This is a genomic window from Nonomuraea sp. NPDC049624, assembly GCF_040675255.1.
Classification (GTDB): Bacteria; Actinomycetota; Actinomycetes; order Streptosporangiales; family Streptosporangiaceae; genus Nonomuraea.
The window spans coordinates 492,982-516,216 of record NZ_JBFAOR010000005.1 but is presented as its reverse complement, the minus strand read 5'-3'; the positions used below and the strand labels follow the sequence as shown (position 1 = coordinate 516,216).

The 23,235-nt window shown below is 73.1% G+C and carries 19 protein-coding genes; 7 read left to right on the top strand and 12 right to left on the bottom strand.

Annotation, left to right across the window (positions count from 1 at the left end):
- Nucleotides 1-4 precede the first annotated feature (4 nt).
- The 3 genes from AB0J76_RS23340 to AB0J76_RS23330 form a co-directional block, all read right to left on the bottom strand.
- On the bottom strand, nt 5-796 hold the full coding sequence (locus AB0J76_RS23340; RefSeq protein ID WP_352327739.1) for a hypothetical protein: 792 nt from the start codon (nt 794-796) through the stop codon (nt 5-7).
- 2 nt (nt 797-798) lie between these two features.
- Nucleotides 799-1,644: a hypothetical protein gene (locus AB0J76_RS23335; protein ID WP_364390430.1), complete on the bottom strand. Its 846-nt coding sequence runs from the start codon at nt 1,642-1,644 to the stop codon at nt 799-801.
- Between the two features lie 167 nt (nt 1,645-1,811).
- Nucleotides 1,812-1,997 carry a hypothetical protein gene (locus AB0J76_RS23330; protein ID WP_364390428.1) on the bottom strand — a complete coding sequence of 62 codons (186 nt, stop codon included), beginning with the start codon at nt 1,995-1,997 and terminating at the stop codon, nt 1,812-1,814.
- Nucleotides 1,998-2,341: 344 nt separating this feature from the next.
- Between AB0J76_RS23330 and AB0J76_RS23325 the strand changes: the two genes are divergently transcribed.
- Nucleotides 2,342-2,686 (top strand): DUF6285 domain-containing protein, encoded by a 345-nt coding sequence (locus AB0J76_RS23325; protein ID WP_364390426.1) that lies wholly within the window; start codon nt 2,342-2,344, stop codon nt 2,684-2,686.
- 3 nt (nt 2,687-2,689) lie between these two features.
- Here the strand turns inward: AB0J76_RS23325 and mctP are convergent, their stop codons facing one another.
- The 4 genes from mctP to AB0J76_RS23305 form a co-directional block, all read right to left on the bottom strand.
- Nucleotides 2,690-4,285, bottom strand: a complete 1,596-nt coding sequence (gene mctP, locus AB0J76_RS23320; protein ID WP_352329977.1) for a monocarboxylate uptake permease MctP — start codon at nt 4,283-4,285, stop codon at nt 2,690-2,692.
- On the bottom strand, nt 4,282-4,494 hold the full coding sequence (locus AB0J76_RS23315; protein WP_352329975.1) for a DUF3311 domain-containing protein: 213 nt from the start codon (nt 4,492-4,494) through the stop codon (nt 4,282-4,284). Before AB0J76_RS23315 ends, mctP begins: the two co-directional genes overlap by 4 nt.
- Before the next feature lie 228 nt (nt 4,495-4,722).
- Nucleotides 4,723-5,352, bottom strand: coding sequence for a carboxymuconolactone decarboxylase family protein (locus AB0J76_RS23310; protein WP_352329974.1), 630 nt, complete (start codon nt 5,350-5,352; stop codon nt 4,723-4,725).
- Nucleotides 5,352-5,900: a VOC family protein gene (locus AB0J76_RS23305; RefSeq protein ID WP_352329972.1), complete on the bottom strand. Its 549-nt coding sequence runs from the start codon at nt 5,898-5,900 to the stop codon at nt 5,352-5,354. Before AB0J76_RS23305 ends, AB0J76_RS23310 begins: the two co-directional genes overlap by 1 nt.
- A 78-nt stretch (nt 5,901-5,978) precedes the next feature.
- On the opposite strand from AB0J76_RS23305, the gene AB0J76_RS23300 reads away from it, so the two are divergent.
- Entirely contained in the window at nt 5,979-6,869 is an 891-nt protein-coding gene (locus AB0J76_RS23300) for an SDR family oxidoreductase (RefSeq protein WP_352329971.1), read from the top strand.
- A 61-nt stretch (nt 6,870-6,930) separates the two neighbouring features.
- Here AB0J76_RS23300 and AB0J76_RS23295 read toward each other — a convergent pair whose 3' ends face one another.
- Both AB0J76_RS23295 and AB0J76_RS23290 read right to left on the bottom strand, forming a co-directional pair.
- Nucleotides 6,931-7,875 (bottom strand): WYL domain-containing protein, encoded by a 945-nt coding sequence (locus AB0J76_RS23295; RefSeq protein WP_352329970.1) that lies wholly within the window; start codon nt 7,873-7,875, stop codon nt 6,931-6,933.
- A complete protein-coding gene (locus tag AB0J76_RS23290; protein WP_364390422.1) occupies nt 7,857-9,458 on the bottom strand; it encodes a CocE/NonD family hydrolase in 1,602 nt (533 codons plus the stop codon). Before AB0J76_RS23290 ends, AB0J76_RS23295 begins: the two co-directional genes overlap by 19 nt.
- A gap of 89 nt (nt 9,459-9,547) precedes the next feature.
- Between AB0J76_RS23290 and AB0J76_RS23285 the strand changes: the two genes are divergently transcribed.
- The gene (locus AB0J76_RS23285; protein ID WP_352331113.1) at nt 9,548-10,333 is read left to right on the top strand and encodes an SGNH/GDSL hydrolase family protein; all 786 of its coding nucleotides are present in this window, start codon (nt 9,548-9,550) and stop codon (nt 10,331-10,333) included.
- A 141-nt stretch (nt 10,334-10,474) separates the two neighbouring features.
- On the opposite strand, the gene AB0J76_RS23280 is transcribed toward AB0J76_RS23285, so the two are convergent.
- Nucleotides 10,475-13,972 carry a S8 family serine peptidase gene (locus AB0J76_RS23280; protein ID WP_352327556.1) on the bottom strand — a complete coding sequence of 1,166 codons (3,498 nt, stop codon included), beginning with the start codon at nt 13,970-13,972 and terminating at the stop codon, nt 10,475-10,477.
- A gap of 138 nt (nt 13,973-14,110) precedes the next feature.
- Nucleotides 14,111-15,550: a glycosyltransferase family 39 protein gene (locus AB0J76_RS23275; protein WP_352327555.1), complete on the bottom strand. Its 1,440-nt coding sequence runs from the start codon at nt 15,548-15,550 to the stop codon at nt 14,111-14,113.
- Nucleotides 15,551-15,788: 238 nt separating this feature from the next.
- Between AB0J76_RS23275 and AB0J76_RS23270 the strand changes: the two genes are divergently transcribed.
- From AB0J76_RS23270 to thyX, 4 genes are all read left to right on the top strand, one after another.
- A complete protein-coding gene (locus tag AB0J76_RS23270; protein ID WP_352327554.1) occupies nt 15,789-17,915 on the top strand; it encodes an anthranilate synthase component I in 2,127 nt (708 codons plus the stop codon).
- Nucleotides 17,916-18,006: 91 nt separating this feature from the next.
- Complete coding sequence (locus tag AB0J76_RS23265; RefSeq protein WP_352327553.1) at nt 18,007-19,149, top strand: amidohydrolase family protein; 1,143 nt, start codon at nt 18,007-18,009, stop codon at nt 19,147-19,149.
- 204 nt (nt 19,150-19,353) lie between these two features.
- Nucleotides 19,354-21,993 (top strand): M4 family metallopeptidase, encoded by a 2,640-nt coding sequence (locus tag AB0J76_RS23260; RefSeq protein ID WP_364390418.1) that lies wholly within the window; start codon nt 19,354-19,356, stop codon nt 21,991-21,993.
- A 133-nt stretch (nt 21,994-22,126) separates the two neighbouring features.
- Nucleotides 22,127-22,909: an FAD-dependent thymidylate synthase gene (thyX, locus tag AB0J76_RS23255; protein WP_352330108.1), complete on the top strand. Its 783-nt coding sequence runs from the start codon at nt 22,127-22,129 to the stop codon at nt 22,907-22,909.
- Nucleotides 22,910-22,913: 4 nt separating this feature from the next.
- On the opposite strand, the gene AB0J76_RS23250 is transcribed toward thyX, so the two are convergent.
- Entirely contained in the window at nt 22,914-23,234 is a 321-nt protein-coding gene (locus AB0J76_RS23250; RefSeq protein ID WP_352330107.1) for a hypothetical protein, read from the bottom strand.
- Nucleotide 23,235: the final 1 nt, after the last annotated feature.

Genomic DNA, 23,235 nt, shown 5'->3' with positions numbered 1-23,235 from the left:
GATCTCAACCGAAATCCGTTGCGCGGTCAACGGTCGGCGCGCCCGCGCAGCAGCAGCGGCCGAAGTCGAACCGCTCGGCGCAGGCCCGCTCCCACAGGCGGGCGGTCTCGCCGCCGGCGCGCGGGAAGACCAGCCGCGCGATCACCAGCGCGACCACCGCCCGGGCCCCGGCCAGGTAGAGCGCCGAGGCCGCGCTCTGGACGTGCGCGCCCGAGACGAACAGGTCGTCCACCAGCAGCACCCGCGCGCCGTCGACGCGGCCCAGCACCTGGAAGGCCCGCTCGTCCGAACGCCGCCGCGCGAGGTTCTCGGCCGCCTGCGCCGAACCGGCCATCAGCACCGGACGGTGCAGCCCCCGCAGGTCGCCGACCAGGTCCACGATCCGCGGCATCGGGCCGAAGACCTCGATGGGCCGGTCGAGCCGGGTGCTGGGCAGGGTGGTGACCATCGTGAAGGGGCCGCCGGCCAGCCGGGTCAGGCACGCGGAGTGGGCCCGGTGGAAACGCGCCACGGTGGCGGCCAGGAACGGCACCCGCCGCACGCTGCCCGGCGGGTCCCTGCGCCGGGTCACGATCGCGTGCAGCTGGGCGCCGTCGCCGTCGCGCACGCACAGCGAGACGGGCACCACGTGCTCGGTGTGACGGTACAGGCCCTGGGTGGTGACCCCGCAGGTGACGCAGAGCCCGGACGGCCCGCCGGCGCCGGTGTGGCAGATCCGGCAGACGCCGGGGCCGGCGGCCGGGACGTTGCGGAAGATCTGCAGGTACGCCTCGGTCACCGCACGGGCGTCGCCCACGGTCAGAAGACGGTCGTCAGCCGGGTCACATCTACAAGATTGACCGCCTGGCGCGCCAGCTCGTCAATGCCCGCTACGACAGTGACTCCTCCCCGGTAGGCCAGCCGGGGCGTCCAGGGCAGGCCCGGCGCGGCGAAGACGTGCTTGCCCTGGGACAGCGCCATCGCCGCCCGCTCGCCGTCGCCCGCGCCGGCGGCGTAGAGCGCGGCGGCCAGCCCGCTGGTCACCAGCCCGGTCACCGCCCGCGTCCGGGCCGTGGCGGCCGTGCCCGGCCAGAACGGCGACACCGCCACGACGACCCCCGGCCCGCCGGTGACCGGCCGCCCGCCGCCCGGCCCGCCGACGACGGCCATCGGCTGACCGTCGTGCGGGGCGACGACGATCGCGCGGCCGCCGGCCGCCGCCGCAGCGGCGGTGCGCGGCCCGTCGCACACGACGGTCAGACCGGCCGCGGCCAGCGCGCGGGCCGCGGCGCAGGCGCCGGGGGCGTCGCCGGTGACCGCCACCGACCGGTGGTCGCCGCCCTCCAGCCGGCCGCGCACCCACAGGAACGGCTGGAGGTTGTAGGCGTAGGCCAGGTTGCCCGGGTAGTCGTCGTCGAGCACCGTCACCAGCGCGGCGGGACAGGAGGCGATGAGCGCCTCGGCCCGGCCGAGGTCGCCCGGCCGCAGCCGCGCGAGGACCCGCGCGGCGTGCGCCCTGTCGTGCCCGCCGAGGCCGCCGAGGTCGCCGCGGACCAGCCGCAGCGCGCTGCCCGCGGCCTCCACGACCCGCGCGGTGTGGTGCCACGGCCCGGCGGTGGCCCTGGTCAGGGCGAGCACTGCGGCCTGCTCCTCGGTCACCGACATATCACCCACCGTCCGGTTGGGACGACCGTACGCGTGCCCACCGACAGAACCGGCTCCCCATCGTGCCGCCCGCGGCCGCCAGGACCGCGCAGACGCGCCGTGGCACGGGAAAGGGCCCGGCGGCCGCGGGACGTCCGCGGCCGCCGGGCCCTTCGGAGGGGACGGGGTCAGGCCGCGTTCTCCTCGGCCTTGCGGGGCAGGACCTCCAGCTCGAACGCGCCCGACCTGACCGCCTCCAGGAAGTTCTGCCAGTCGCGGCGCGGGATCTCCAGGACGACGTCCGGGGAGGAGTCGTGGATGAGCTCCACGTGGTCGTTGATGCGGCAGGCCTTGACGCGTACGTCGTCGTTCATGCTGCGCTCCCTCGGGTTGACTGCGGCTGAGCGGCCCGGGGAGCCGGGGGGCCGGGAGCTGCGCCGGGCGACTTTCCCAGCCGTCCGGGCCGTCCGCGTGACCCCGGAGGGCCGGGCCGCTCGGGAAGCGTGCCATCGTCGCGCGGGGGCCCGCCACCGCCGGTATGGGCGGCTCGGTAGAGACACGCCGATCGCGGGCGGAGGTCTGTCGTCCCGGGGGTGGAGAAAGGTCATCCGTGGGCCGGGGGCCTTGACAGGCAGGGCGGTGATCCCTATGCCTGGGGCTGACGACTGGCCGTGCGCGGGCGTACGGCTGCGCAGCCGAGCTGACGGGAGTGCCGCCGATGGCGCAGCCCCATGACGTGCCCACCGCCGCGCAGCTCGTCGCGGCCGTCCGCGGGTTCCTGCGGGACGACGTGCTGCCCGCGGTCGAGGGGCGGGTGCGCTTCCACACGCGGGTGGCGATCAACGTGCTCGCCATGGTGGAGCGGGAGATCGAGCTGGGCCCGGACCAGGCCGCCGAGCACGCCGCGCGGCTGGCGGCGCTGGGCGTGGCCGACGACGCCGAGCTGGCCGCCGCCGTCCGCGCGGGCCGCTTCGACGGCGACGACGCGGTCACCGCCGCCCTGGTCCAGGCCGTCCGGGCCAAGCTGGAGGTGGCCGATCCCGGCTACCTCCAGCGGCCGTGAGCGTCAGTGGGACCCGGCCAGGTCCAGGTCCTTGACGCCTGGGTCACCCTCGTCGGCGAAGTAGTCGCCGCGCCGGGTGGCGTCCGCGCCGTCGGCCACCTTGGCCGCCCGGAAGATCAGCGTGGCGACCGCGGCCACGACCAGGTTGACGATCAGCGCGAGGAAGCCCGCGTAGATGGTCATCTTGGTGTCCAGGCCCAGGTTCGACAGGCCGAAGGCCGAGCCGCCGAAGTGCTCCTTGCCCTTGGCCGGGTTGGGGATGAGGTAGAGCATCCACATGCCCGCCGCCAGGCCCGCGGCCCAGCCGGCCATCAGGCCGCCCTTGTGGAACCAGCGGGTGTACAGGCCGAGCGCCACCGACGGCAGCGTCTGCAGGATGATCACGCCGCCGATGAGCTGCAGGTCGATCGAGAACTGCGGGTCGAGCAGCAGGATGCACAGCACCGCGCCCACCTTGACCACCAGCGAGACGACCTTGGAGACGTTGGCCTCCTGGGCGTCGGTGGCCTCCTTGTTGATGTACTCGCGGTAGATGTTGCGGGTGAACAGGTTCGCCGCCGCGATCGACATGATCGCCGCCGGCACCAGCGCGCCGATGCCGATGGCCGCGAACGCCACGCCGGCGAACCAGTCGGGGAAGAGCTGGTCGAACAGGTTCGGCACGATCGTGTTCGGGTCGCCGCCGACCGGCTTGGTGCCGGCCGCGATGGCCATGAAGCCCAGCAGCGCGATCAGGCCGAGCACGAAGCTGTAGGCGGGCAGCGCCGACATGTTGCGCTTGATGACGTTGCGGTTCTTGGAGGCCAGCACGCCGGTGAGGCTGTGCGGGTAGAGGAACAGCGCCAGGGCCGAGCCGAAGGCCAGCGTGACGTACTGGAGCTGGTTGGCGCCGTTGAGCAGGATGCCGTCGCCCGGCGCGGGGGTCTTGTCGAACTTGGCCTGCGCCATGTCGAAGATGTTGCCCCAGCCGCCCAGCTTGGCCGGGATGTAGATGACCGCGGCGAGGATCACGATGTAGATCAGCGCGTCCTTGACGAAGGCGATCAGCGCCGGCGCGCGCAGGCCCGACTGGTAGGTGTAGGCCGCCAGGATCGCGAAGGCGATGATGATCGGCAGGTGCCCGGTGATGCCCATCGACTTCAGCACGGCCTCGATGCCGACGAGCTGCAGCGCGATGTACGGCATCGTGGCCACCAGCCCGGTGATGGCGATCAGCAGCGCCAGCGTCGGCGACCCGAACCGGGCCCGGACGAAGTCGGCCGGCGTGACGAACCCGTGCACGTGCGAGACCGACCACATCCGCGCCAGCACCAGGAACACCAGCGGGTAGACCACCACGGTGTAGGGCAGCGCGTAGAAGCCGAGCGCGCCGGAGCTGAACACCAGCGCGGGCACGGCCACGAACGTGTAGGCGGTGTACAGGTCGCCGCCGACCAGGAACCAGGTGACCCACGAGCCGAAGCTGCGGCCGCCGAGGCCCCACTCGTTGAGGCTGGCCAGGTCGGTGGGCCGCCGCCAGCGGGCCGCCACGAAGCCCATGCCGCTGACCAGGATGAACAGCAGCCCGAAGACGACCAGCTCGGTCACGTGCCCGCTCATTTGGTCATCCTGTAGACGATCGTGGTGCAGCCGACGCCGACCACGATGAAGGCGAGCTGCAGCCAGTAGAACAGCGGGAAGCCGAGCAGGCGCGGCTCGTCGGAGTTGAACAGGAACGTCAGCAGCGGCAGCACGATCGGCACGACCAGCAGCCAGTTCCACGGGCTGCGGTCGGTACGCGGCGGCTGCCCGGATTCCCCGGTAGTCATCGGCCCTCCGATTGGGGGATCAGGAGCGGCGTGTTGACCGGCTCCTGACAACGTCGTCAATGGAGGGAGATTAGCTTTCCGGTGGTATTAAACCCAATGTCCGGAACATTACGGTTTGGCCTAAATGTCGAGATGAAATCTCAATATGTGAGACCAAGCCACCCCTCGCCAACGGCACGTTAAGTCGCTCCCGGGCCGCGCGGAACCGGGCGATCGGCGAATGGTCGGCTACTCGCGACGAACGGTCACTTCGTCGGCGATGTCGCGCGTGCCGTACCCCTCGGGGGCGGGCACCTCGGTGATCGGATCGGGGCGGTCGTCGAACTCCAGCCGCAGCGCCCGCGCCATGGTGGCGTGCATCTCGTACAGGCAGACGATGTAGGTCAGCTCCAGGATCTGCTCGTCGGGCAGGTGGGCGCGCAGCACGTCGAACACGTCGTCGTGCACCCGGCCGCCGTCGAGCACCAGGCCGTCGGTGTAGGCCAGCACCGCCCGCTCCAGCTCGCCGAACCGGTCGCTGACCTGCCAGGAGGCCACCGCCCGTACCTTCTCCTCGGGCACGCCGAGCGCCCTGAGCTGCTTGCAGTGCTGGGAGTAGACGAACTGGCTCTGCCGCGCCCAGCCCGCCCTGGTCTGCCCCAGCTCGCGCAGCACCGGGTCCAGGCGCGACTCCCGGTAGATCTGGAAACCCTTGACGCAGTGGCGGAAGATCTTGGGGTCGAGGGCGAAGACCGTCCACCAGTCGCCCGGCGAGCCGGTCGCGGTCCCCGTGCCGTCGGGCGACAGCAGCCGGTCGTGGAAGAACCGGACGACGGGGTCGGTCACCTCCTCGGGCGGCACCCGGCGCAGCCGCGGCATCAGACGGTCCGGTCGGCGGCGGTCCTGGGCTCGTGCCGGACGTCGCCCGGCTGCCCGACCGGCCGCGTCCAGGCGGCGAACTCCACCAGGATCCCGTCGGGGTCCTTGAAGTAGATGGACCGGACGAAGACGCCCTCGTGCATCGCGGGCGCCACGCCGAACTCGCTGTCGTCGTGGTTGAGCAGCACGCCCACGTCGATGCCCTTGGCCACCAGCCGCTCGCGGTACTCCTCGATGCGCTCGGGCGGCACGTCGAAGGCGATGTGGTTCATCGAGCCGACCGCCGAGAGCAACTCGCCCCGGTCCGGCAGGTTCCTGGGCGCCGAGACCCCCGGCACGCCCTCGGGCGCGTCGGGGAACCAGAAGAAGGCCAGCGCGTTGCCGCCGCCGCAGTCGAAGAAGAAGTGCTGGCCCCAGCCCAGGGGCAGCTCGATCGTCTTGATCAGCGGCATGCCCAGCACGCCGGAGTAGAAGTCGACGGTCTGCTTCATGTCCGAGCAGACCAGGGCGATGTGGTTGACCCCGCGGAGCTCGAATTCGCTGTTCATGGTAATCAACTACTTATCACAGCGTTCTGCCGGAAAACATGACAGTAGGTGGCGGGTATTCGGGCCACGATCGTGCCCGTGATTGTGGTGGTGGCGGGCGCGACCCGCGGAACGGGACGAGGAATGGCGGTCGCCCTCGGGGCGGCCGGAGCGACGGTCTACTGCGCCGGACGGAGCACGCGCGAGCGCCGTTCGGAGATGAACCGTCCGGAGACGATCGAGGAGACCGCCGAGCTGGTGAGCGCGGCGGGCGGGACGGGCATCGCGGTCCCCGTCGACTTTTTGGACCCGGCGGCGGTGGCCGAGCTGGCCGCCCGCGTCGAGCGGGAACAGGGCCGGCTGGACGTGCTGGTCAACGACGTGTGGGGCGGCGACCGCCTGTGGAAGTGGGAGACCCCCGTCTGGGAGCAGGACCTGGACGACGGGCTGCGCCTGCTCAGGCTGGCCGTCGACACCCACCTCATCAGCGCCCGCCATCTGCTGCCGCTGCTGATCCGGCACGAGGGCGGCCTGGTCGTGGAGGTCACCGACGGCACCTGGGAGTTCCACCGGACCCGCTACCGCGAGAACGTCTACTTCGACCTGGCCAAGCTGTCGGTCAACCGGCTGGCCTTCGCCTGGTCCCACGAGCTGCGCCCGTACGGCGGGACGGCGGTGGCCGTCACGCCCGGGTTCCTGCGCTCGGAGGCGATGCTGGACGGCTTCGGCGTCACCGAGGAGAACTGGCGCGAGGCGAAGGCGGACAGCGCGTGGATGGTCTCCGAGACCCCCGCCTACGTCGGTCGCGGCGTGGCCGCCCTCGCCCAGGACCCCGACCGGCGCAGGTGGTCGGGGTCCTCGGTGACCAGCGGCGAGCTGGCCGAGGCGTACGGCGTCACCGACGTGGACGGCAGCCGGCCGCAGGTGTGGCGCTACATCGCCGAGGTCATGGAGAAGGGCGGCGAAGGCGGCTGGGAGGACTACCGCTGACGCCCGCCACGCGGCCGGGCAGCCCTTCGCAGCCGGTGGAAGCCCAGCCACGCGGGCGTTCTCAGCGCCGGTAGAGATCGGCCATGCGGGCGGCGGCGTCGGCGACCTGGGCGCGCAGCTCCTCCGGCGCCAGCACCTCGGCCTCCGGGCCGAACCGCAGCACCTGGGTGAAGGCCACCTGCACCGACTCCACGGCCAGCCGCACGGTCCCGTCCGGCTGGAGCGAGGCCAGCGCGTCGTCCAGGGCGGCCGGGTCGGCGACGTACCGCAGCATGCGCCGGCCGGCCGGGGTCAGCCGCAACGTGATCACGTCCCTGAGCAGGGAACGGCTGAACTCGGCCGCCTGCCCGGCCCAGAACGCGGCCAGGTCGAAGTCCGCGTCCCGCTCGAAACGCGGCTCGCGGGCGCGGACGTCCCCCATGCGGTCCACCCGGAAGATCAGGAACCGTTCGCGCAGGCGGGCCACCAGGTACCAGGCGCCCGCCTTCAGCACCAGCCCGTACGGCTCCAGCTCCCGCGTGCGCTCCTTGTAGACCACGGTGACCGGCAGGTCGTTCCACACCGCCCTGGCCAGCGGGGCCAGCGCCGGGGGCGGCGGCGTGTCGGCGGCGTACCAGCCGGGCGCGTCCAGGTGGAAACGCTGCGCGGCCGTGGCCGGCGCGTCGCGCAGCGAGGGGGACAGCGCCGCGGCGGCCTTGAGCCGGGCCGTCGCGGCCACCTCCTGCAACCCCATCTCGCGCAGCGCCGCGGGCACCCCCGACAGGAACAGCGCCTCGGCCTCGGCCCGGTCCAGCCCGGTCAGCCGGGTGCGGTAGCCGTCCAGCAGCCGGTAGCCGCCGCCGCGCCCGCGGTCGGCGTAGACCGGCACGCCCGCCTCCGACAGCGCCAGCACGTCGCGGTGCACCGTGCGCTCGGAGACCTCCAGCTCCCTGGCCAGCTCGGCCGCCGTCATCCCGCCCCTGGCCTGCAACAGCAGGACCAGCGACATCAGCCGCGCGGCGCGCACAGCGGCAGCACCACGGCCGAGGGGCGGGCGGGGGAGTGGAACACCTCGACGTCGGCCGGCACCATCGGGCCGCCGGGCGCGCCCACCGGCTCGCCGGTGCCCGGGTTGCGGGCGATCGTCGGGTACGCGCCGGCCGCCACGTGCACCCGGATCCGGTGGTCGCGGCGGAACCGGTGGCCGATCGGCCACAACTCCACCCGTACCCGGCGCACACCGTCGCCGTTCCCTTCGTCGGCGGTGTGCGGGCCCAGCCGGCGCACGCCCTCGCACAGGTTGAGCGAGCGCCCGTCGGGGTGCACGTCGCAGACCCGGACCACGACGTCCACGTGCGGCGTGCTGGACCGGACGTAGACGTCGGCGTGCACCGGGCCGATCATCTCCACGTCGGCCTCCAGCGCCGCGGAGCTGTAGACCAGCACGTCGCGCCGGGCCTCCAGGCGGCGCTGGTCACGCGGCCTGGAGTCGGCCAGCAGCACGGGGCCGCCGATCGCCGGCGTCGGGTGGGCGGGGTGGTAGCGGAACCGGTCGGACCCGTCCTCCTCGGGCTCGCGCGGGTCCAGCCCGCCGCCCGGCCGCAGGTGCCAGCGCTGCTCCCGCACGCCCGGCACCGGCCAGTCGGGGTAGTCGCGCCACTCGCCGGCCCCGGTGACGTACAGCCGCACCGGGTCGGTCCGCAGGCCGGACGGGTCGTCCATGAGGTGGGCGCGGAACCAGGCCAGCGCCTCGGCCATCGAGGGCCGCCCGTGCCGGGAGTCGACGTGGTACCAGGGCCCGATCGTCAGGTACGGCCGCCGCCCGGCCGCCCGCATCGCCGCGTAGTCCTTGAGCTGCCAGGGCAGGAAGACGTCGTACCAGCCGCCGAGCATGGTGACCGCCGCCTCCACCTCGCCGACCTTGAGGGAGAAGTCGCGCTTGTGCCAGTACGGCACCGCCGGGTCGGCGTGGTGGGCCAGCAGGTCGCGGAAGAAGCGCAGCGGCCGGCCCGCCGAGGCCACGTCCAGCTCGGCCACCGGCCGCCCCGACAACACGGCCCGGCGGGTCAGCCTGGGGGCGGTCAGCATCGCGGCCCCGCCGACGAAGCGGCGCGTCATGGTGTCGGTCAGCGTGGTCCAGCTCAGCGTCGACTCCAGCGCGAACGCGCCGCCCACGTAGGCGGCGTCCCTGAACTGGGAGGCGGTGATCTGCGTGGCCATGGCCTTGAGCTCGGGCCCGGCCTCGGCGGCGACGGCCCATTGGGCGTAACCCAGGTAGGAGGGGCCGAACATGGCGAACGAGCCGCCGTACCAGGGCTGCCGGCGCAGCCAGGCGATGGTGGCCAGGCCGTCGTCGTGCTCGTCGCCGAGCGGGTCGAGGCTGCCGCCGGAGCCGAAGCCGCCGCGGCAGCTCTGGATGAGCACGTGGAAGCCGTTCCTGGCGAAGCCGCGGCCGTACATCCAGCCGAACAGGCCGCGCCGGCCGTACGGCGAGCGGATCAGCACCGCCGGGGCCGGCCGCCCATGAGCCGGGGCGTAGTGGTCGGCCAGCAGCGTCACACCGTCGGGCATCGGGACGGGGATGTCCCGCCGCAGCCGCACGCGTCTCATGTCCTAACCAGTAACAGATGTGACGGGACAGGTGGTAGCCGGGGGTTACGGTCGCGTAGGGACAAAGGTCCTTGGCAAACTATCCGGTCATGGGACGAATCACTTCGTATGTCGCCCTAGGGGACAGCTTCACCGAAGGACTTGAGGACCCGGCCGACCACGGGTTCCGCGGCTGGGCCGACCGGCTGGCCGAGCACATCGAGGCCGACCGCCGCCAGGCCGGGGAGCCCGGACTGCGGTACGCCAACCTCGCCGTCCGCGGCCGGCTGATCGAGCAGATCGTGTCGGAGCAGGTGCCGAAGGCGGTCGAGCTCGGCGCCGACCTGGTCTCGCTGTGCGCCGGGGGCAACGACATCCTGCGGCCGGGCAGCGGACCGGCGTCCGTGGCCAGGCGGCTGGAGGCGGGCGTCAGGACGCTCACCGAGGCGGGCAGCCGGGTGCTCATGTTCACCGGCTTCGACCTGCGGCACGTGCCGGTGATGCGGCTGGCCCACTCCAAGATCGAGGTCTACAACCTGCACATCCACGACATCGCCCGCCGCTACGACGCGCTGCTGGTGGACCTGTGGCCGATGCAGGTCCTGCGCGACCCGCGCGCCTGGAACGCCGACCGCCTGCACCTCAGCCCCGACGGCCACCGCCGGGTGGCGCTGCGGGCCGCCGAGGTGCTCGGCGTGCCGGTGGCGGAGGACTGGCGCGAGGCGTACCCGGCCAGGCGGCCGCCGGTCTGGACGGCCGCCCGCCGCGAGGACCTGCGCTGGGCCAGGACCTACCTCGGCCCGTGGATCGGCAGGCGCATCAACCGCCGCTCCTCGGGCGACGGCGTCGCGCCCAAGCGCCCCGACCTCGCCCCGCTGCCGACCGCCGCCCCCTGACCCAGGCCCGGTTCCCGGCCCCTTCTTCAGGCCCGCCGCCGGTCCCGGCCACCGATCCGGCCGGGACCGGCCGCCGATCCGGCCGGGACCGGCCGCCGGCCCGGGGCCCCGCCGCACCAGGAACGGCGGGACCCCGGACGGTCAGGGCAGCGCCTTGTCCGGGCGCTCGGAGACGCGCACGCCGTTGACCAGCGTGGCCCCCTGCCGGGCGGCGAAGCGCACGTTGAGCTGACCGTCGGTCACCTTCACCGTGTACTGCCTGGCCACCGCCGTGTACGTGCCCGCCTCCAGCGCCAGGTCCAGCGCCGGGATCGCGAGCTGGCCCTCGACGAGCACGTCGAAGACCCGCTTGCCCATCTGCGTGCTCTTCACCTCGGCGAAGTCCAGCTCCACCGTGTACGTCCCGGCGGGCACGCCGTCGAACCGGTACTCCAGCATGCCCTCCCTGGCCGTCCGAAACAGCGCCTGGTCGGCGGTGCCCGCGATGGTCCTGGACGTGCTCGCCGTCTTGGACGAGGTCGCCACGTAGCCGTACCCGCCCTGGGTCCAGCGGCGGTCGGGCGACCAGGCGTCGCCGTCGGCGTCGGTCAGCGCCTTCGACCCGCCGGCGTCGACGGCCACCTGGAACTTGGGCACCACCACGGTCACCTTGATCTCGATGGCCGGCTGCCGCCCGCTGGCCGACTTGACGACCAGCTTGCCGGTGCGCATCCCGCCGGGCGTCACCCCGGCGGCGGAGAGCGTCACCCGCAGCGTCGCCTTCTGGCCCTTGGCCAGCTCGCCCGCCTGCGGCGTGACCGACGCCCAGTCGGCGTCGCTGGTCACCGTGTAGGCGGTGGGGGAGCCCAGGTTCGTCAGCTCCAGCGTGCGCGTCCTGGTCGCCCCGGCGGGCGTCACCGCGGTCAGCTCGGCGGCCGAGGCGCTCACCCGGCCGGTGACCAGAGCGGTGTCGATCCTGGTCAGCGTGCCGGGCGCGACCGTGACGGGCTTGGTGAAGGTGCCGTAGTTCTCCTTGGCCACCACCACGTCGTGGTCGCCCGCCGGGACCTGCCCGAAGAACGACCCGTCCGCGCCGGTCGTGAACGAGGCCGCGTCGCCCAGCTTCACCGACGCCCCGGCCAGCGGCTGGCCGTCGTTGGCGTCGGTGACCACGCCGGTCACCAGGCCGTGCCGGCTCGCGGTGAACGTCACGCCGCGGCCGGTGGCCAGCGCCGCCTCCTCGTAGGAGTAGAGCAGCGCGTCCGTGCCGGCCGCGTTCTCGATGCCGACCGTGGCGCTGGAGCCCTGGTCACGCTCGCTCTCGACGTCCTTGTACCGGAAGGAGACCGAGCCGTCCTCGCCCAGCAGCGCCGCGAACGACACCCGCTCGCCGGTCGCGCTGTAGAAGGTGACGTTGCGCCACTCCACGACGTACTGGCGGTGCGGGGCGGTGCCTACCACGCCGGTGTAGACGCCCGCCTCGGCGTCCACCTTCAGGTCGTCCCAGTACGGGTAGACCGCGTTGTTCGGCGTGCCCGTGCCCGGCAGGCGGCTGTTGCTGCCCGTGGTGACCCGGTCGGCGGCGAAGGTGACGAACCCGTTCGTGCTGATCCACGCCCTGGACTGCCCGGTGCCGTAGAACGGGACGGCGAACGGCAGCGTCACCTGCACGGCCTCGTCGTCGCCGGTCAGCGCCAGCTTCTCGGTCCCGGCGACGTACGGCTGCGCCGCCGCCCGGCAGGTGTAGCCGAAGCCGTCGCCGCGCAGCGGCAGCTCCACGTCCCTCACCGTGTCGCCGTCCACGGCGACCTGCGCGCTCGCGCCGCTGGAGCAGCGCGAGACCGGCGTGACCGTCAGCGTGTACGTCCCGCGCGGCAGCGTCATCGTGTACCGGCCGGAGGCGTCGGTGACCGCGCTCACCGGCGTGCCGCCGGCGGCCACGGTCGCGCCCGGCTCGGGCACGCCGGCCGTGCTGACCGTGCCCGACAGCGTGCCGGACGGCTGCCGGACGAGCGTCACGTCGCCGGTCGTGACCTGATCGGCGGTCACCGTGGCCGTGGCGCTCCCGCGGTCGTAGCCGAACTTCTCCGCCGTCAGCGCGTACTCGCCGGGCAGCAGGCGCGGGATCGTGTACGTGCCGTCCTGGCCGGTGACCACCGAGCGGGCCAGCGGCCCGGTCACCTTGACCGTCACGCCCGGCACCGGCTCGCCCGCCGCGGTGACCGTGCCGCGCAGCTCGCCCAGCCCCTCGTCCGGCGCGGCCTGGACGGCGGCGTAGGCGTCCAGGCGGCCCTCGCCCCAGACGTTGTTGTCGGCCGCGGTGCCGCCGCAGCTCGTGTCGGCCACGTCGATCGCCGTGCGGTCCAGCAGCGGCCGGGTCGCGGCCACGTCGCCCTGCAGCCGGGGCGCCGCCGACCAGATCAGCGCCACCGTGGCGGCCACGTGCGGCGAGGCCATCGAGGTGCCGGTGTAGGAGTCGTAGTCGTCGTCCGGGACCGAGGAGCGCACGTTCACCGCGGGGGCCGCGATGTTCGGCTTGATCTCGCCGTCCTGGCCCTCGCCCTTGCTCGACCTGGCGTACAGCACGTTGTTGACATCGAAGCCGCCCGCGCTGTAGCTGATGGCGTACTGGCCGGGCGAGCCGCTGGTGCGGCAGGCCGGGCCCTCGTTGCCGTTGGCGAAGGCGGGGAAGATGCCCGCGGCCACCCACGCCTGGACGGTCTCGACGTACCAGGGGTCGAACCCGTTGCCGCCCCACGAGTTGTTGACGATGTCCGGCGCGAGGTCGGGACGCGGGTTGGCGCCGTTCAGGTCGGTCGGGGCCAGCACCCACTGGCCGGCGGCCAGCAGCGAGGCGTCGGTGCAGGTGTTGACCTCGCAGCCCTTGGCGGCGATCCAGCGCACGCCGGGCGCCACGCCGATGCCGTTCGCGCCCGCCATCGTGCCCATGACGTGCGTGCCGTGGCCGTTGTTGTCGCACGGCGCCGCCGACGGGCAGACGCGCGCCGGGTCGAACCAGTTGTAGTCGTGGGTGTAGGAGCCGTCGGGGTTCCTGCCCCGGTAGCTCGCGGCCAGGTCGGGGTGGTCGTACTGGACGCCGGAGTCGATCGAGGCGACCACGATGCCCTCGCCCCGGTCGCCCAGCTCGCTCCACACCCGCGGGGCGCCGATCCGGTCGACGTTCCACTCGACCGCGCCGGCCCTGGGCTCGGCCCGGCCGGTCACCGGCTCGGGCAGCGCCACGACGGTGACCGGGTCGATCCGGTCCACCTCGGGCAGCTCGCTGATCGCCGCCGCCAGCTTGGCGTCCGCGGTCACCCGTACGGCGTCGACGATCCAGTACGAGGTGTAGTCGGCCTTCTGGGCCTCCAGCAGCTTGACCAGCCCGGCCTGCGAAGCCTTGGCCCGCTCGGTCTTGGCCTGGTAGACCAGCTGCGTCCTGGCCCGTTTGGTGGCGGCCCGGCGGGCGGCGCCGAGGTCGGCGGTGCCCTTCATCCGGACCCAGAAGGTGGCCTTGCCGTCCTCGTCCAGGTCGGCCTGGACGGCCTGGGAGATCTTGCCGGGATCGGGCGCCGCGTGCGCCGGGGCCTGGGGGACGGCCAGGGCGGCGGCGGTGACGATCCCGGTCAGGATCGCACGCCAGGTGAGGGTGTTGCGCACGTGCTCTCCTTCACGACGTTCACGACGGTGAGGAAGAGGTGATCTTTCCGCCTCTGTCGAGAAGGGTGAAGAGATCCTGTCGGGAAAGCAAGGGCGCTGATCCTAACAAGCTCGGATAAGTCCCGAAATGTAATGTGGTCAGCTGAAATGTCGCCACATCGGCCAGGTGGCGGACCACGGCCGCACGGGATCCCGGCACAGCCACACCGGCATGCCCTGCTCCTCGTTGTCGACGTCCGCGCCGTTGTCCACGCGGGCCTTCTGCTCGCAGGAGCCGAACATCGCGCGGGCCCGGCCGCCCGCGTTCACCAGGATCGTCACGGTCGCGTCGTCCGGCGGCGGGCCGTACGCCCAGAGCTGGTTGTGGCCGGAGTACACGCGGGTCAGGCCCGCCCGGGCAAGGGCGCCGTACTCGCCGTAGTTGCCCGTCACGACCACCGCGCGGGCCCGCTCGTCCGGCGGCAGCGCCCGCAGCACGCCGCCGACGGCCGCGGCGAAGCGCGGCCAGCCGACCGACTCGCGGGCCACCTCGTTGATCGCCGGCACCGGCGTGCCGGCCAGCGCGCCGACCGGCACGAGCGGCAGCGCGAGCACCGCGCAGGCCGCCGCGTTGACCGCGAGGAACGCCCACGCCGCGCGCACCCGCCCGGCCCGCGCCCGCGACACGCTCACGCACCCGGCCGCGAACAGCGCCACGATCAGCCCCGCGGTGTAGTCGAAGCGCCCGCCGCTGACCAGCGTCAGCACCGCCGTCACCGGATAGGCCACGGCCAGCGCCCGCACCCGCCGGTCGCGCCACAACCGGACGAACCCCAGCGCCGCGACCACCGACACCACCGGCCCGAACAGCGTGAGCTGCATCGGCACGAACATCACCCGCATCTCGGCGCCCTTGTCGGCGCTGAGCGCGGCGGCCATCGACAACTGCGGCCAGCCGTGCGTGGCCTGGTAGACCAGGTTCGGCGCGGCCAGCACGGCGGCGAGCAGCGCGCCGCCCCACAACCACGGCCCGGCCAGCGCCCGCCGCGGCCCGGCGATCAGCAGGCCCGCCGCCAGGCCCAGCACCAGCAGCGCGATAAGGTGCTTGTTGTAGGTGGCCAGCCCGATCACCGCGCCCGCCGCGAGCCACCAGCGCGGCTGCCCGCGCAGCAGCGCCCGGAGCGCGAACAGGATCGCCGCCGTCCACAGCGGCAGGTCGAAGCTGACCGTCAGCAGCGTGTGCGCCGCGATCAGCGTGTACGCCCCGGTCGCCGCGCCCACGGCGGCCATCGTCTGGGCGAGCCGGTCGCCGCCCAGCTCCCGGGCCACCAGCGCCACCAGCACGACCACGGCCGCCGCGGCCAGCGCGGGGAACACCCGCAGCGCCGTCACCGTGTCGCCGAACAGCCCGAGCGCCGCCTTGGCCAGCATCGGCGTCAGCGGGGGCTGGTCGACGTACCCCCAGGCCGGGTGGCCGGCCAGGACCCGGAAGTACAGCTCGTCGCGGTGGTAGCCGTACCAGGGGCTCAGTGCGAGGGCCACGCCGGCGGTCAGGACCGCGGTCACCGTCACCGGACGCCACGCCCAGGGCCGTTCCATGGACGTCGAGGCTAGATCCATTACCCGCCGTTTGTCACTGCCGGAGCGGGTGTCGCGTTGCGCGATCTTGGTCCGGCGGTTAACCTGGGGGCATGCGAAATCGCCCTCAGATCCAGTGGTGGCGCCGCTCCTAGGCGGCGCGTTTTCGCATTCCTCTCAAAGGACGGCCGCCCCGGATGGCGGCCTTTCTCGTGTCCGCCCCCGGGGCCTCATGATGTGACGTGGTAAGGGGCAGCAAGTGGAGAGCAGCGGATATACCACCGCCGGGGGCGTCGGCGTCGAGCGCGAGGCACGCGACGTGTCGGAAGAGGCGCTCGAAGAGATCGTCACCGCGCTCGGCGAGCGGCGCGGCGGCGCCTTCTCGTCGGGCATGGACTACCCGGGCCGCTACAGCCGATGGGCCTTCGGCTACGTCGACCCCTGCCTGGAGCTGGTCGCCAAGGGGCGGGTCATCTCGGCGACCGCGCTCAACGAGCGCGGCAGGGTCGTGCTGCCCGCGGTGGCCTCCTGCCTGCTGGCCGCGGGCAAGCCGGTCAGCGAGCCGACGCCCGACCGCGTCGAGGTGCACGTCCCCGAGTCCGAGGACCTGCTGCCGGAGGAGATGCGCAGCCGCCGGCCCACCGTGTTCACCGCGATCCGCGAGGTCATCGCCGCCTTCGCGGGCGACGACCCCCACCTCGGCCTCTACGGCTCCTTCGGCTACGACCTGGCCTTCCAGTTCGAGCCCATCCGGCAGGAGCTGGCCCGTCCCGACGACCAGCGCGACCTGGTGCTCCACCTGCCCGACCGGATCGTCGTCATCGACCGCCAGCGCGAGACCAGCGTCGAGTACCGCTACGAGTTCACCGTCGACGGCGCCACCACCCGCGGCCTGGAGCGCACCGGCACCTCCGTCCCGCAGGTCGTCCCCGGCGAGCTGCCGAAGGACCCCGTGCGCGGCGAGTACGCCAAGGTCGTGGCCGCCGCCAAGGAGCGGTTCAAGCGCGGCGACCTGTTCGAGGTCGTGCCCGGCCAGGTCTTCCACGCCGTCTGCACCGACCCGTCGGCCTTCTACCGCAGCCTGCGCCACAGCAACCCGGCGCCGTACGAGTTCATCATCAGCCTCGGCGACGGCGAGCACCTCGTGGGCGCCTCGCCCGAGATGTACGTCCGGGTCAACGGCGACCGCGTCGAGACCTGCCCCATCTCCGGCACCATCGCCCGCGGCAGCAACCCGGTCGAGGACGCCGAGGCCATCCGCACCCTCCTGAGCAGCGTCAAGGAGGAGTCGGAGCTGACCATGTGCACCGACGTCGACCGCAACGACAAGTCGCGCATCTGCGTCCCCGGCACGGTCAAGGTCATCGGCCGCCGCCAGATCGAGCTCTACTCGCGCCTGATCCACACCGTCGACCACATCGAGGGCCGGCTGCGTCCCGAGTTCGACGCCCTCGACGCCTTCCTCACCCACATGTGGGCCGTCACCGTCACCGGCGCCCCCAAGACGTGGGCCATGCAGTTCATCGAGGACCACGAGGCCACCACCCGCCGCTGGTACGGCGGCGCCATCGGCTTCATCGGCTTCGACGGCTCCATGAACACCGGCCTGACCCTGCGCACCGCCCAGATCAAGAACGGCGTGGCCACCGTCCGGGCCGGGGCGACCCTGCTGTTCGACTCCGACCCCGAGGCCGAGGAGCGCGAGACCGAGCTCAAGGCCAGCGCCCTGCTCGGCGCCCTGGCCGCGGTCAACCAGCCCGGCGCCGTCCCGCCCGCCGTGGTCAGGGAGCAGCCGGGGGCCGGCATGAAGGTGCTGCTCGTCGACCACGAGGACTCCTTCGTCAACACGCTGGCCGACTACTTCCGCCAGGAGGGGGCCGACGTGGTGACGCTGCGCCACGGCTTCCCGGCCCACACCATCGACGACGTCGCGCCCGACCTGGTCGTGCTCTCGCCCGGCCCCGGCTGGCCGTCCGACTTCGGCATGGCGGCGCTCATCGACGAGATCTACGCCCGCGACCTGCCCGTCTTCGGCGTGTGCCTGGGCCTGCAGGCCATGGTCGAGCACGCCGGCGGCTCGCTGGAGCTGCTCGACTACCCCGAGCACGGCAAGCGCGGCCAGGTCAGCCGCCTCGGCGACAGCGCGCTGCTGGCGGGGCTGCCCGAGGAGTTCACCGCGGCCCGCTACCACTCGCTGCACGCCAAGCGGCCCGGCGTGGTCGGCTTCACCCCGACCGCGCTCACGCCCGACGGCAACGTCATGGCCATCGAGGACGTCGAGCGGCGGCGCTTCGCCGTGCAGTTCCACCCCGAGTCGATCCTCACCCAGGAGGGCGGCGCGGGCGCGAAGATCATCGCGAACGTGCTGCGCCTCACCCGGCGCTGACCCGGGCCGGTTCGTCTGGGAAGGGGCAGGGTGTTCCTGTCGTAGGGCAAAACGTCCGCGGGGGCGTGCGGGGCTCCCCTAGAGTCTCCGCATGCTCCCCGTAGCCCTGCCCGACACGGTGCGTGACGCGCTGCTCGCCCCGCTCGTCGACCACCACTGTCACGGGGTTCGCCGGGACGACCTGACCCGGGCCCAGTTCGAGCCGCTGATCAACGCCGGCGGCGCCCCGGCCCCGCCCGGCACCACGCATTTCGACTCGCCGTTCGGCATGAGCCTGCGCCGCTGGTGCGCCCCGCTGCTCGGCCTGGAGCCGCACGCGCCCCCGGCCGTCTACCTCGCCCGGCGGGCCGAGCTGGGCGCCGGCGAGGTCAACCGGCGCCTGCTGGCCGGGGCCGGGGTGGTGGCGTTCCTGGTGGACACCGGCGACGAGGACATCGACCTGCTGTCGGCGGCCGAGATGGGCCGCCACGGCGGAGCCGCCGCCGACGAGATCGTCCGGATCGAGCAGATCGAGCAGGACGTCGCCGAGTCGGCGCAGCTCGCCGTCGACTACCTCGACGGCCTGGCCGACGAGCTGTCGGCCAGGGCCGCCAGGGCGGTCGGGCTCAAGACGGTCATCGCGGGCCGCTGCGGGCTCGACTTCGACCCGGCCAGGCCGAGCACCGGCTCGGTCATCGCCGGCGCCAACCGCCGCCTGGCCGACCCCAAACGGCCGCTGACCGACCCGGTGCTGCTGCGCCACCTGCTGTGGAGCGCGATCGACGTGGCCCGCGAGCGGGGGCTGCCGGTCCAGTTCCAGGCCGGGTTCGGCGGGCGCGGCCCCGACCTGCACCGTACGGACCCGGCCAGGCTCAGCGCCCTCATGGACGCGTTGCAGCCCCTCGGCGTGCCGGTCATCCTGCTCGACTGCTACCCCTACCACCGCACCGCCGCCTACCTGGCGGGCGTCTACCCGCACGTCTACGTCGACGTCGGCCCGGCCCTGCCGCACGCCGCCGCCTCGGCCCGCGTCATGGACGAGCTGCTGGAGCTGGCGCCGTTCCACAAACAGCTGTTCAGCTCCGGTTGCCGCGGCGTGGCCGAGACCGGCTACCTCGGCGCCCTGTACCACCGGCAGGCGCTGGGCGCGGCCCTGCTGGCCAGGCTGGAGGCGGGGGAGTGGAGCCCGGCCGACGCGGCCAGGATCGCCCACATGATCGGCTCGGGCAACGCCCGCCGGGTGTACCGCCTCTGACGCCCGCGTGCCCGCCCGTCCGCCCGCGCGTCGCCGGTGGCGGCGGTGCGCGTTGTCGCCGTAGCGGAATGCCATTAATTCACGACATTTCCATCACTAATCGGAAATTTACATTTTCGGTAATCAAATTGTGATTTGTCTGTTTGTCAATATTGCTGTGATGATCGTGGACGCCAGACCCCCTACGCCACACCTGGAGGTGTCGTGTCCTGGCGTCCCTTCGTCCTCACGGCCGCAGCCCTGTCGCTCGCGCTGGCCGTTCCCGGTGTCGCGGCGGCTGACGACCCGCCGCAGCCGCAGGTGGAGTCCCGGGCCGGCACCCGGGCCCCCGCCGAGGTGAGCGGGCTGGCCGAGCCCGCCGCCGGGGCCGACCTCGTCGCCGCGGCCAAGGCGCACCTGGCCGACCCGCGCTACCACCTCGACCCCGCCGACCTGGTGCCGCTGCGCACGGTCGTGAACGGCCAGGACGAGACCGTCAGGTTCGCCCAGCGGTACCGGAACCTGCCCGTCTTCGGCGCCCAGTACCTGGTGCGCTTCCGCAGGGACGGCGCCGGCCGCGAGGTGACCGGCGCCGGCGGCCGCTTCCTCACCGAGCTCGACGTGAACACCACGCCCACGGTCACCCCCGCCCTGGCGGCCCGGCTGGCCCGCGCCCGGCTCGTCCGGGACGACCAGGTCCGCGCCACGGTCAAGGCCACGCCCGGCGAGCTCGTCGTGCTGCCGCGCGGCAAGGGCGTGCTGGCCTGGCACGTCACCCTGACCGGCGCCGACGCGGCCAGGAAGCGGCCCGTCCTGCTGGACGCCTACGTGGACGCCCACTCCGGCCGCCCGCTGTTCGCCCTGGACCGGCTGCGCATGGAAGGCCCGGCGACCGGCAGCGGGCAGACCGCGCACGGCAGGACCGTCCCGCTCAACGTCTACCAGCGGGCCGACGGCGCGTACGAGCTGCGCGACCGCGCCCGCCCGATGTGGAACGGCACCACCGGCGAGATCCTCACCTACGACGCCGCCGGCGCCGACGTGCAGCAGTTCCTCGACCCCGGCGTGCCGGCGGGCACCGAGCTCGCCAAGTCGCCCACGCCCGCCTTCGGCCCCGAGCACACCGAGAGCGGAGCCGTGGACGCCCAGTGGGGCGCGGGCAAGGTCTACGAGTACTACAAGGGGCTCGGCCGCGACGGGCTCGACGGCAAGGGCGGCACGATGTACTCGGTCGTCAATGTCACCTACTACGGCAGCCCGTTCGAGAACGCCTTCTGGGACGGCACCAAGATGGTCTACGGCGGCGGCGGCGCCGACCTGCACTCCTTCGCCGCCGGCCTCGACGTCGTCGGCCACGAGATGACCCACGGCGTCATCACCCACAGCGCCGACCTGGTATACCAGGGCCAGTCGGGCGCGATGAACGAGGGCCTGGCCGACTACTTCGGCAACGCCATCCAGACCGGCGCGCTCGGCATCCCGATGAGCGACCCCGACGCCAGCCTGCTCGGCGAGGACCTGTGCAAGAGCCTGCCGCCCGCCCAATGCGCCACCCGCGACCTCGACGACGACCGCGACGCCGCCGAGGACTACCTCGGCGTCACCACCGCGATCGACGCGGGCGGCGTGCACCTCAACTCCACGATCTTCTCCGGCGCCCTGTGGGACGTCAGGGAGAAGCTCGGCGCCGGCTTCGACAAGATCGTCTACAAGGCGCTGACGGAGTACATGACCCCGCTCGACGACTTCGCCGACGGCCGCCGCGCCGTCGAGTCGGCCGCCCGCGCCGCCCGGCTGCCGGCGCGCGAGCGGCTGGCGATCGCGCTGGCCTTCGAGCGGCACGGCATCAGGCCCGGCTGGGAGCGGCTGATCCGCACCGACAGCCGCGTCGTCCTGGACGGCCTCACCGACGCCATCGACCCGCCCGCCCTGGCCGGTGACCGGTACGCCGTCACCGACAACACCCCCGACGCGAACGGCCCCACCGTCATCAGGACCGGACGCGTGAGCGGCGGCCCCGCGACCACCGTGTCCGACGACGGCCGCTGGGACTGGACGCCCGCCACTGACGGCAGGCGCGCCGCGTGGGTCGCCCTCGACGCCGCGTCGGGCCGCTTCCAGGTCCGCTCCCGGCCGCTCGACGCCTCGGCGCCGTCCACCGTCCTGCACGAGACCACGGGCTACGTCTACGCCGTCGCGGTCTCGGGCGACGCCGTGGCCTGGTCCGGCGAGGACCCCGCGACCGGCGAGGTCGAGCTGTGGCTCAAGCGCGGGAACGCCGCCCCGGTCAACCTCACCGCCGACCAGGGCGTGGCCGGGTACATGCCGTCGGTCACCGGCGGCCGGCTCGTCTACGTGCGGGTGAGCTTCGGCTCCGGCGGCGGTCACAGCACGCCCGTCGTGCACGACCTGGCGACCGGCAAGGAGGTCGTGGTGCCCGAGGTGCCGCCGACCGGCGCGATCCCGTCGCTGTCGATCCGCCCGGCGCTGACCGCCGGGCACGTCGTCTGGCTCTACGACGCCGACCGCGACGGCCGGATGGGCGTCATGCGGGCCGCCCTGGACGGCACCGGCCAGACGCCGGTCGTGCCGGACGGGCCGCAGGCGCCGTACGCCACCTGGCTCGACGCGAGCGAGTCGCGGGTGACCGTCGGCGTGCAGCCGGACGGGACCACGCTGGAGAACGCGAACCTGACGAAGATCTACCAGGTTCCGGTCACCGGCGGGGCCCTTGAGCGCTACTCCTGCAACCGCGGGGAGCAGGCGCTGTTCGCCGCCGGCGCGGCGGGCCGTGTCCTGTGGCTGGACGGGACCGCCGGCGACACCGACCTGGTGACCCGCGACAGGCCCGCGCACCGCTGCTGACCTGGCAAGGGCCCCGGCCAAGCGCCCGCCGTTCCTCCGGAGGGGGACGGCGGGCGCCGAGTCGCGCGCAGCCCCGGGAGCTGGTTTGCTTGAGCCCGTCACAAACCACAGAACCCGAGCGGGGGGCTCCCTTATGCGCAGTGTCGAACCCGAGGTCTTCATCGTCGCCCGTCCTGAGCTTGACTACGACGAGCTCGGCCGTTACCTCGCCGAGGTCGGCGGCGAGAGCTGGCTGGAGCGGCTCGACCGCGGCGACCTCGACGCCCAGAACCTCGCCGAGTTCGCCGGCCGCCTCTGCTACCGTTCCTTCGAGCCGGGCCTCAACCCCAACGTGGTGCGCATCAGGGAGAACCAGGACGACTACCTGCGCAACATCCTGGCCAGCGCGCACGGCTCGGTCCTCGAACACGTCAGCTTCAGCTTCGTGCTGCACAACGTCAGCCGCGTCCTGACGCACGAGCTGGTGCGCCACCGGCCCGGCGTGGCCATCTCCCAGGAGTCGCTGCGCTTCGTCCGGCTCGACGAGCTGCCGTTCTGGTTCCCCGAGTGGGCCCAGCAGGACCCCGAGCTGATGAAGCGGGCCACGGCCGTGCTGGAGCAGCTGGAGCAGTTCCAGCTCTGGATGGCCGGGCACTTCGGGCTCGACGAGGAGGGCGTGCCGTTCTCGGAGAAGAAGCACCGCACGTCGTTCATGCGCCGCTTCGCCCCCGAGGGCCTGGCCACCGGCCTGGTCTGGACGGCCAACGTGCGCACGCTGCGGCACACGATCGAGGCCCGCACCGCCGTCGGCGCGGAGGAGGAGATCCGCCTGCTGTTCCAGCGCATCGGCGAGCTCATGCGCAAGGAGGCGCCCGCCCTGTTCGGCGACTACGTCGTCGAGGACGGGGCCTGGGTGCCGGGCTGGCGCAAGGTCTGAGGCGTCAGGCGAGCGCGGGCAGCACGTAGACCTCGGCGCCCGGCGGCAGGGCGCAGTCCAGGCCGCCGAGCCCGCGGGCGTTCTCCCCGCACACGATCATGCTGATGTGCCGCCGGATGCGGCCGTAGTCGTCGCGCAGCCGCTCCTCCAGCAGCGGATGGGTGCGCCGCAGCATGTCGAGCGCCGAGCCGAGCGTGGGCGGGGAGTCACGGTCGGCGCCGACCGCGAACACCTTCACCTCGGTGCGCCCGCTCACCCACCGTCGCAGCGAGCTGGGCAGCACGAACACGACCATCGTCACGGGCTTGGTGAATGACCTGGCCATC